Here is a 9,111-nt window from a genome sequence, read left to right as displayed (position 1 = left end):
TAAATATAGCATTTTTTTCATTTTCAGAAATAGTATCAAAAATTTGTTAATAACCACACAGAAATTGTTAATAACATTTGAGTTTCAAAAATAAATCAAAAATCCGAAAAATTCATTCTATCTTTGATACTGAGTAGTTACAAAATATAATTACTGCAAATATACAAAAAAATCTTTCAATTGTGTCATTATTAGCAAATTAAATAGTTTGACAAGATTTTACTATTTTTCATATTATAAATTTAGAGTTTAGGAATTGTTGACTGTCAGTTTTTTCTTTGCATGCAATTTATTTTATAAAGCAACTTGTTTTTGTAATTATATGTCATTTACAATAGATTGAATTTTTATTCTGATTTTAGATAAATTGCTATATTATAATCGAATATTTTATTTAAACGATTTGTTTTCAATAACATTGAAAAACTAAAAATATGTTTAATTTTGCAAATGATTAAAAACTTATATAATGAAAAATTTGAAACTTCTTTTATTGATAGGCATAGCAGCCTTTTTTTTATTTCCATTGAAAGGAAATACGCAAATAAGCCAGGGAGGTACTCCATGGAGTATGTATTTTGATGTAGATGACTACAATTACCCTACAAAGATTTTTCCGAAATTGAATATGACAGAAATCAATAAAGAAGATGAAGGTGATTTGAAAAATGGAATTTTCTACAAAATTGGAAGATCTATACCAATAAATCTTGACATAAATAATTCAGGGAAGTGGACAAAATTGCCTGATGGTAAAATGATTTGGCGATTGAAAATAAAATCGGAAGATGCAAAAGCACTTGTTGTTTATTACAATGATTTTTACCTGCCACCTGGTGGAAAATTATACTTATACAATGAAGATCAATCTCAAATTATTGGAGCATTCACAGAATTTAATAATCCGGAAAGTGGAAATTTTGCCACCGAAATTATTCAAGGAGAAACGGTTACACTAGAATACAACGAAGAAAAAAATCCACGAGGAAAAGTTAGAATTAGCATTTCAGAAATATCATATATTTATAGAGGTGTTTCATTTCCGCAAGATAATGTCCAAAAAGGATTTGGAGATTCTGATAATTGCCAAGTAAATGTTAATTGTTCGCCTGAAGGAAATGATTGGGGAGATCAAAGTCGGGGAGTTGTGCGAATAATGCTTACTTCTTCATCCGGACAAGGTTGGTGTTCAGGCTCCCTTATTAATACTGAAGAAGACGATTGTACACCATATGTTTTAACAGCAGATCATTGCGGAGGTGGAGCAACTCAACAACAATACGATCAATGGATTTTTTACTTCAATTATGAAGCTCCTGATTGTGCAAACCCTTCAGCTCAGGGCAATTTAGAAAGCCAATCGATTACAGGTTGCACACTAACATCAAGAGGTGGAAATGGCGGAACAGCTGGCTCAGATTTTCATTTAGTGCTTCTAAATCAAGAAGTTCCTGAATTGTATGAGCCATATTTTAATGGATGGGATAGAGAAAACATTGCTGCATCAAGTGGTGTTAGTATTCACCATCCTTCAGGAGATATTAAAAAAATATCAACTTTTGGCTCTACTCTGACAACAAGCGATTGGAATGGAAGTGGAGTTGACTCTCACTGGAGAGTAACTTGGGATGCAACAACCAATGGACATGGTGTTACCGAAGGTGGTTCATCCGGTTCACCAATTTTTAATTCTAATGGATTAATTGTAGGTGATTTAACTGGAGGAAGTTCGTATTGTACCGCAACCGGATCGCCAGATTTGTATGGAAAGTTGTCGTATTCCTGGGACCAGAATGGTTCTGCTGCAACCGAAAGATTAAAAGATTGGTTAGACCCAAATAATACTGGTGTTTTGACAGTTGATGGAAGAGACTATTGCTATGGAAATGAAGCAAATGCTCAATTCACCTCAAGTTTGATTGTTGTAGTCGAAGGAGGAACTATTGATTATACTGACCTTTCAACTGGAAGTCCAACGTCCTGGAGCTGGGTTTTCGAAGGAGGAATTCCAGGCACATCAAATTCGCAAAATCCAACAGGTATTATTTATGATACTGCAGGAACTTATAATGTTTCACTAACTATAACCAATGCAACCGGTTCCGATATAGAAACTAAGCAAATAAATGTAGTGCCACCAGGGCCACCTATTGCCGATTTTGTTGCTACTACAACTGTAATTTCTGTAGGAGATAATGTAGATTTTCTTGATTTAACTACTGGTGGACCAGATACTTGGACATGGACATTTCAAGGAGGATATCCAACAAGTTCAACCGACCAAAATCCTTCAGACATTTATTACTATAATACAGGCACATATAGTGTTTCATTAACTGCTGAAAATCCATATGGGATCGATTTCATTACAAAAAATGCTTATATTACTGTAAATCCTGAAATACCAATAGTTGCATCATGCGATACTTTGTCTAACATAGAAGGATTTGACTCTCTGATGACTCAAGAAGTGAATGTAGGTGGGGTAATTCCCGGACAAAATGGCTACAATATTACAGAATATGCCGACCTTTTTATCAATCCGATTTTGTCTGATACAATGGGAATTGTTTACGAATATACTCAAATCTCAGCACTGAAAGTTCCGGTTGAGATTTCGACAAGTACAATTAATAATTCTAAAATTAGATTTAAAATTTGGGATGTAGATTCAATTCCGGGCTACGATACTTTGCCTGGACCAGATGTAGTTCCAACAACTGTTTTAGGACAGCAAGATGTATTTATTTATGAAATGACACCAAATTTTGAACATATTATAGAATTCTCTCAGCCGGTAGAGCTTTCAGGAGATTTTTGTATTGGCTATCAGGTTTTTTATGTCGAAGGAGACTATTTTGCAGCAAGTATGGCTGCAGATAGAGGGATGAATGGCAATAGTACTCTTTATGTAAATTTTGATAGTCAATGGTTGCCAATTACTCATATTCAGGATACATATATAGATTCTGGCATGACCAGTTCATTAGCAATCAAACCAATAGTTTGCAAATCATTAAATATTGAGTACGAACCATTGCCAGAAAGCGAAATTCTTGTTTATCCAAATCCATCTTACGATTATGTAAACATAAATTTAGTGAATATAAATAGTAAAAAAAGCAGCATTCAGATTTTCGATATTCTAGGAAACAGAATTAATATTCTAAATAATAAAATTTCAGATACACATTTTACGATAGATTTTAGAAATCAAGCCAATGGAATTTATTTCATTAATTTTATTGCTGAGAATAAGATATTTACTAAAAAAGTATCGATAATAAAATAAGTTTTAAATAAGAACTATAATATACTTTTTGAAGGCAAATATTGGCTGAAGACCATAATATTTGCCTTCTTTCGTTAAATGAAGTAGTTTTGAATAAAATTTTGATTAGGTTTTTTATCTATGAAATTGTTTTAATGTAAAAGAAAAATGAAGAGATTTTTAATATTTTTGAGCGTATTATATATAACAAGTTTTTCTGCAAATTCGCAGACACCATTAACAACCGCTGTCGATTTTAATGTAACCGACATAAATGGTTTTCAACTAAATTTATTTAACTATTTGAATAGCGGCAATTTTGTCGTAATTTATTTTTTCACTTCCGGAAATCCTCAAAGTCAGGATTCAGTTTCATATATAAATCAATCTTATACCGATTTTGGATGCAACGATGGAAATGTTTTGTTTTTCGCTATAAATTGGGGCGAAAACGATGCTGACGTTCAGCAGTTTGTGTTTAATTATGGAATAGAATATCCAACTGTCAGTGGAATAAACGGCGGTGGAAACATTGTGGTCAGCGAATATGGAATTGGCATTACTTCATTTCCAACCGCAATTTTGATAGCTCCTGACCATTCAATTATTGAGCAAGATTTGGTAATTTCAAATTCAACTCAAACTATAGTAGAAAATGGAGGAATTACTCAAACATGCGTTGATTTGATTTCAGACTTTTCAGGAAATATTCTTGAATTTGTAGTTGGCGGTTCAGTTGATTTTGCCGATTTGTCTAATCCATTGCCCGAAGGTTGGGAATGGACTTTCGATGGTGCTACTCCTCAAAATTCAAACGATCAAAATCCAACCAACATAACATATAGCAGTCTTGGCTACTTTTCTGTGAAATTGATTGTTACCAAAGGTTTTCAAATAGATTCAATTATAAAAATAGATTATATTCATGTTGTTGATTCAGCTCCGCCAATACCAATTTTTTTAGCCTCAGACAGCAGTATAATGGAAGGCGATACAGTTTTTTTTACAGATCTTTCAAGCTTTAATCCAACCTCATGGTTTTGGTCTTTCGAGGGCGGAGTTCCTTCTTCGTTTGAGGGTCAATTTCCACCAGAAATTATTTATTATAATCATGGAGCTTATGATGTTTCCTTAACCGTTGCTAATTCTCACGGTACTAATTATTTAATAAAAGAAGATTATATAAAAGTTTCTGAAGAAATCCCAATACCTGAAATGTGCGATACTTTAAGCAATTGTTCTCCCTACGATTCGCTAATGACACTTGAAGTTCAACCATGGGGATTAATCCCAGGGCACAACGGACTTGGGATAAATGAATATGCCGATTTATTTGTAAATACTGAAAACTATGAATATGTCAGTGGACTTATTGTCCCGGTTGCTATTTCTAGTTACAATTACAGCACATCGAAAGTTAGGTTTAAAATATATGATGGAGACACCATTCCCGGCGAGCTTTTAGGATATAAAGATGTGTACCTCAGTCAAATGACTTCAAATTTTTATCACCATTTTCATTTCGATAACGATGTGCCTGTCAGTGGTGATTTTTTTGTTGGATACGAAATTTATTATATTGAAGGAGATAATTTTGCTACAAGTATGGCTGACAATAGGGGAGAAGGCGAGTTTAATACATTATTTATTCGATCGTCCACCAACTGGATAAGATTAACAGATTTTTCGCTTTTCGAAGATTTCAATTCTTCACTTGCAATAAAACCAATTACTTGCAAAGTTGTATATCAGGAAGAGATTGAAAATGTTTTACAAGAAATAAATGTTTTTCCAAATCCTACAAATGATATAGCAACAATTTCTTTCGACAAAGAAACCGACATTAATCTTAAAGTATTCAATAGTTTGGGAAAATTTGTATTTTCAAAAAATATTAAGAATGCCCATCAAATTGACATAGACTTTTCAAATAATCCACCAGGTTTATATTTTGTTAATATTGTTTCTGAAGATATTTCCGTAACCAAAAAAATTATAGTTCTGTAATTTTCAGGAATATATGAGAATTTATTGAACAGTTTTTTTGATATGAATAATCCTACCGTAAAATTTGAAATCCCAGACATCAAATTTCAAAAATATTTTTCAATCTCTTTTTTTTTAAACTTAGTTTTTTTATTTGCCTCCTGCAATTTTTCAAAAACAAGTACAGTAGAGGCAGAAATTGATGGAGATTTCACAAATGTCAAAGTTGAACATTCTAAAGGGTTTGAAATCAGAAATTACGAAAAATACAAGAAACTTTTGGTTTTCAATCCATGGCAGGGAGCCAAAGGAATTTCGTATGAATATATTTTGTCTTCAAAAAGCCAAAATAATCCGACCAACTTCAGTAAAAAAAATCATATAAAAACTCCTGTTGAAAGAGTAATTTGTTTATCGACAACACATGTTGCGATGATCGATTTTCTTGACAAGCAGCAAACAATTGTTGGAATTTCAGACCATAAACAAATATTTAGTCAAGAAATTCTGCAAAACTTTTCCGATGAAAAAATTAGTGAAGTGGGTAGCGAAATCAACCTAAATTTTGAAACGATCGTAAAACTAAATCCCGATGTAGTGTTTATTTATGGGGTAGGAAGCGAAGCCTTAAATTCTTTAAATAAATTACAAGAACTTAATATTCAGCCGGTAATTATTGCTGAATATCTTGAAAATACACCACTTGGAAAAGCCGAATGGCTTAAATTTTTTGCACTATTTTTCGACAAACTTGATTTTGCTGAAAAGGAATTTTCAAAAATAGAAAGCGAATATTGCAATTACAAACAACTTGTTGAAAAAGCAGATTGGAAACCTATTATAATGACCGGATTGCCATGGAAAGATACATGGTTTGTTGGAGGTGGGAACAGTTTTGCAGCTAAATTTATTGGCGATGCAGGCGGAAATTATTTGTGGAAAAACAATCTGTCTCACGAAAGTTTGGCACTTAGCATCGAATCGGCTTTCGAAAAATCTGCCGATGCAGATATTTGGATAAATATTGGAATTGCAAATAGTGCAAAGGAAATTTCGGCTGTCGATAGCCGTTTCAAACAAATTGCTGCCATAAAAAATAAAATGCTTTTTAACAACAATGCAAGGCAAAATCTTTATGGAGGAAACGATTATTGGGAATCTGGAATTGTAAACCCACATCTTATTTTAAAAGATTTAATCCATATTTTTCATCCCGAAATTTTACCGCAACATAAGCTATTTTATTATAAACCAATATTTTAAAACTATCCTAAGCAAATTTGAGATGAAAAAATCATTGATGTTAACCATTTCCGGAAGAGTTCAAAATGTAGGATTCAGATATTCTGCCCACAAAAAAGCTAAAGAGCTAAATATTTGTGGTTCAGTTAAAAACTTATCGAATGGCTCGGTTTTTATTGAGGCTGAAGCTGAAGAAGGAAATCTCGAACTTTTTGTTGCATGGTGTCATAATGGTCCTTCTTGGGCAAATGTACGTAAAGTTGAAATTCAAGTTAGTCCGTTGATGAATCCAAAAGATTTTATTATAAAATAGTATTTTTACACATTTTGCAAATAGTATCTAAAATAGCCAAAAATTGAGTTTTCAAAACTCAAAAAAAATAATTGATGAAATCAAAATATTTCTACATATTCACAATTCTATCAATTATTACAATCATATTTGTAATTCTTGATTTATTTCTTGGTTCGGTTAAAATTCCGGTTATCGATATTATAAAAATAATTTTTGGTTACGAAACTTCAAATCCACAATTTAAGATTATAATTTTTGAATTTAGAATTCCGAAAGTTATAACAGCTATTCTTGCCGGTTCGGCACTTTCGGTCAGTGGTTTGCAGATGCAAACTATTTTTAGAAATCCACTTGCCGGACCATTTGTATTGGGCATAAGTGCTGGTGCTAGTCTTGGGGTTGCCATTGTGGTTTTAGGATTTTCTTCTTTTTTTGTAGCAAACATTAGTGGATTTTTAGGAAGCTGGTCGATTGCAATTGCATCTTGGCTTGGCTCAGGTTTGATTCTTTTGCTAATTCTAATTGTATCTTTACGTGTAAAAGATATAATGACAATCCTGATTTTTGGAATTATGTTCGGAAGTGCAACAATTGCTATTGTAAGTATTCTTCAATATTTTAGTAGCGAATCTATGCTTAAAGCATTCATTATCTGGACTATGGGAAATCTTGGCGGAGTAACAAATTCGCATTTACAAATTTTAGCCCCAAGTATTATTTTTGCATTGATTTTATCTTTTTTTTCTGCAAAAATGCTCAATGCCATGCTTCTTGGCGAAAACTATGCAAAAAGTATGGGATTAAATATTAGACTCGCAAGAATATCGGTTTTTTTAAGTACAAGCATTTTGGCTGGAAGTGTTACTGCATTTTGCGGACCAATTGGTTTCATCGGTATTGCAGTTCCGCATATTACAAGAATGATTTTTAAAACTGCAAATCATAATTTCCTGATCCCTGCAACTATTTTTGTAGGTTCCATTGTTATGCTTATTAGCGATATTATTTCGCAATTGCCCGGAACCGAATCGAACTTGCCAATAAATTCTATTACTGCCTTGATTGGAATTCCAGTAATTTTATGGATGATTATTAAAAATCAGAAGCTTGTTCATTTTTCTTAAACCAAATTATAGAAGATATTTATTTATGCGGGACTTATTTCAAATTTTGCCATAATTTTGACTTCTTTTAATATCCTTGACCTTAATTTATTAAAAATGAAAAAACTATTATTCATGTATGGAATTATCTTAACAATAATTTCATTTGTTGCCTGTAATTCTCTCCAAACGAGTACAGATACAAAAAAACTAAAATTTATTTGGGGAATAAATAAATTCGAGTGTTGGATTTCTTAGGAGTTGTTAATTTATTCTATTTTTGTCAATTATTAAAAATTTAAGAAAAATTATGAAAGCATATGTATTTCCGGGACAAGGTGCCCAATTTGTTGGAATGGGAAAAGACCTATATGAAAACTCAGATTTAGCAAAAGAACTATTCGAAAAAGCAAACGAAATTCTTGGATTTAGAATCACAGATTTGATGTTCTCAGGTACCGACGAAGACCTTCGTCAAACAAAAGTTACGCAGCCTGCAATTTTTCTGCATTCGGTAATTCTTGCAAAAACATTGGGAGATAGTTTCAAACCCGAAATGGTTGCCGGGCATTCGCTCGGAGAATTTTCTTCATTGGTTGCCAACAATGCTCTATCGTTCGAAGATGGATTAAAATTAGTGTCGAAACGAGCACAGGCAATGCAAAAAGCCTGCGAAGCCGAACCGTCAACTATGGCTGCAATTTTGAAAGTTGAAGACGAAATTGTCGAGAAAGTTTGCAACGAAATCGATGAAGTTGTTGTGCCTGCAAATTTCAATAGCGATGGTCAAATAGTAATTTCAGGCTCTTTCAAGGGAGTTGATTTGGCAATTGAAAAACTTGCCGAATTAGGACATAAAAGAGCAATAAAACTTAAAGTAGGTGGAGCTTTTCATTCGCCACTTATGAAACCTGCAAAAATTGAACTTGAAGAAGCAATCAATGCTACAAATTTCTCAATACCTATTTGCCCTGTTTATCAGAATGTAAGTGGGAAACCTTCGGTTGATCCTGCACAAATTAAGCAAAACTTAATTTCGCAATTGACAGCTCCGGTTCGCTGGACACAAACTGTAAAAAATATGATTGCAGATGGAGCAAGTTCATTTACTGAAGTTGGTCCGGGAAAAGTTCTACAAGGATTAGTGAAAAAAGTTGATAGAAAAATGCCTTGCGAAAGTGCATAGTCTCATTTCGAAAACTGAGAATAGTTGA

At 32.8% G+C, this 9,111-nt stretch carries 7 protein-coding genes; all 7 read left to right on the top strand.

The genetic code is table 11. The annotated features are described in order from the left end of the window. The first annotated feature begins 469 nt into the window (after window positions 1-469). The 7 genes from HN894_14785 (at window position 470) to fabD (ending at window position 9,083) form a co-directional block, all read left to right on the top strand. Window positions 470-3,292, top strand: a complete 2,823-nt coding sequence (locus HN894_14785) for a PKD domain-containing protein (protein MBT7144589.1) — start codon at window positions 470-472, stop codon at window positions 3,290-3,292. Window positions 3,293-3,439: 147 nt separating this feature from the next. Beyond that, window positions 3,440-5,278 carry a T9SS type A sorting domain-containing protein gene (locus tag HN894_14780; GenBank protein ID MBT7144588.1) on the top strand — a complete coding sequence of 613 codons (1,839 nt, stop codon included), beginning with the start codon at window positions 3,440-3,442 and terminating at the stop codon, window positions 5,276-5,278. Between the two features lie 42 nt (window positions 5,279-5,320). Next, window positions 5,321-6,520: an ABC transporter substrate-binding protein gene (locus HN894_14775; protein MBT7144587.1), complete on the top strand. Its 1,200-nt coding sequence runs from the start codon at window positions 5,321-5,323 to the stop codon at window positions 6,518-6,520. Window positions 6,521-6,542: 22 nt separating this feature from the next. Next, a complete protein-coding gene (locus HN894_14770; GenBank protein ID MBT7144586.1) occupies window positions 6,543-6,812 on the top strand; it encodes an acylphosphatase in 270 nt (89 codons plus the stop codon). A 74-nt stretch (window positions 6,813-6,886) separates the two neighbouring features. After that, entirely contained in the window at window positions 6,887-7,918 is a 1,032-nt protein-coding gene (locus HN894_14765) for an iron ABC transporter permease (GenBank protein MBT7144585.1), read from the top strand. A 96-nt stretch (window positions 7,919-8,014) separates the two neighbouring features. Next, the gene (locus tag HN894_14760) at window positions 8,015-8,155 is read left to right on the top strand and encodes a hypothetical protein (GenBank protein MBT7144584.1); all 141 of its coding nucleotides are present in this window, start codon (window positions 8,015-8,017) and stop codon (window positions 8,153-8,155) included. A gap of 52 nt (window positions 8,156-8,207) precedes the next feature. After that, window positions 8,208-9,083 carry an ACP S-malonyltransferase gene (fabD, locus tag HN894_14755; protein ID MBT7144583.1) on the top strand — a complete coding sequence of 292 codons (876 nt, stop codon included), beginning with the start codon at window positions 8,208-8,210 and terminating at the stop codon, window positions 9,081-9,083. Window positions 9,084-9,111: the final 28 nt, after the last annotated feature.

The sequence above is a fragment of the Bacteroidota bacterium genome, from assembly GCA_018692315.1.
Lineage (GTDB): Bacteria > Bacteroidota > Bacteroidia > Bacteroidales > JABHKC01 > JABHKC01.
The sequence above is the reverse complement of the archived record's forward strand: the minus strand, read 5'-3'. Positions and strand labels throughout refer to the sequence as shown.

What these genes read in the sequence shown, in the direction of transcription:
- HN894_14765 (MBT7144585.1), top strand. Translation starts at nt 6,887, where the DNA reads ATGAAATCAAAATATTTCTACATATTCACAATTCTATCAATTATTACA.
- HN894_14780 (MBT7144588.1), top strand. Translation starts at nt 3,440, where the DNA reads ATGAAGAGATTTTTAATATTTTTGAGCGTATTATATATAACAAGTTTT.
- HN894_14770 (MBT7144586.1), top strand. Translation starts at nt 6,543, where the DNA reads ATGAAAAAATCATTGATGTTAACCATTTCCGGAAGAGTTCAAAATGTA.
- fabD (MBT7144583.1), top strand. Translation starts at nt 8,208, where the DNA reads ATGAAAGCATATGTATTTCCGGGACAAGGTGCCCAATTTGTTGGAATG.
- HN894_14785 (MBT7144589.1), top strand. Translation starts at nt 470, where the DNA reads ATGAAAAATTTGAAACTTCTTTTATTGATAGGCATAGCAGCCTTTTTT.
- HN894_14760 (MBT7144584.1), top strand. Translation starts at nt 8,015, where the DNA reads ATGAAAAAACTATTATTCATGTATGGAATTATCTTAACAATAATTTCA.
- HN894_14775 (MBT7144587.1), top strand. Translation starts at nt 5,321, where the DNA reads ATGAATAATCCTACCGTAAAATTTGAAATCCCAGACATCAAATTTCAA.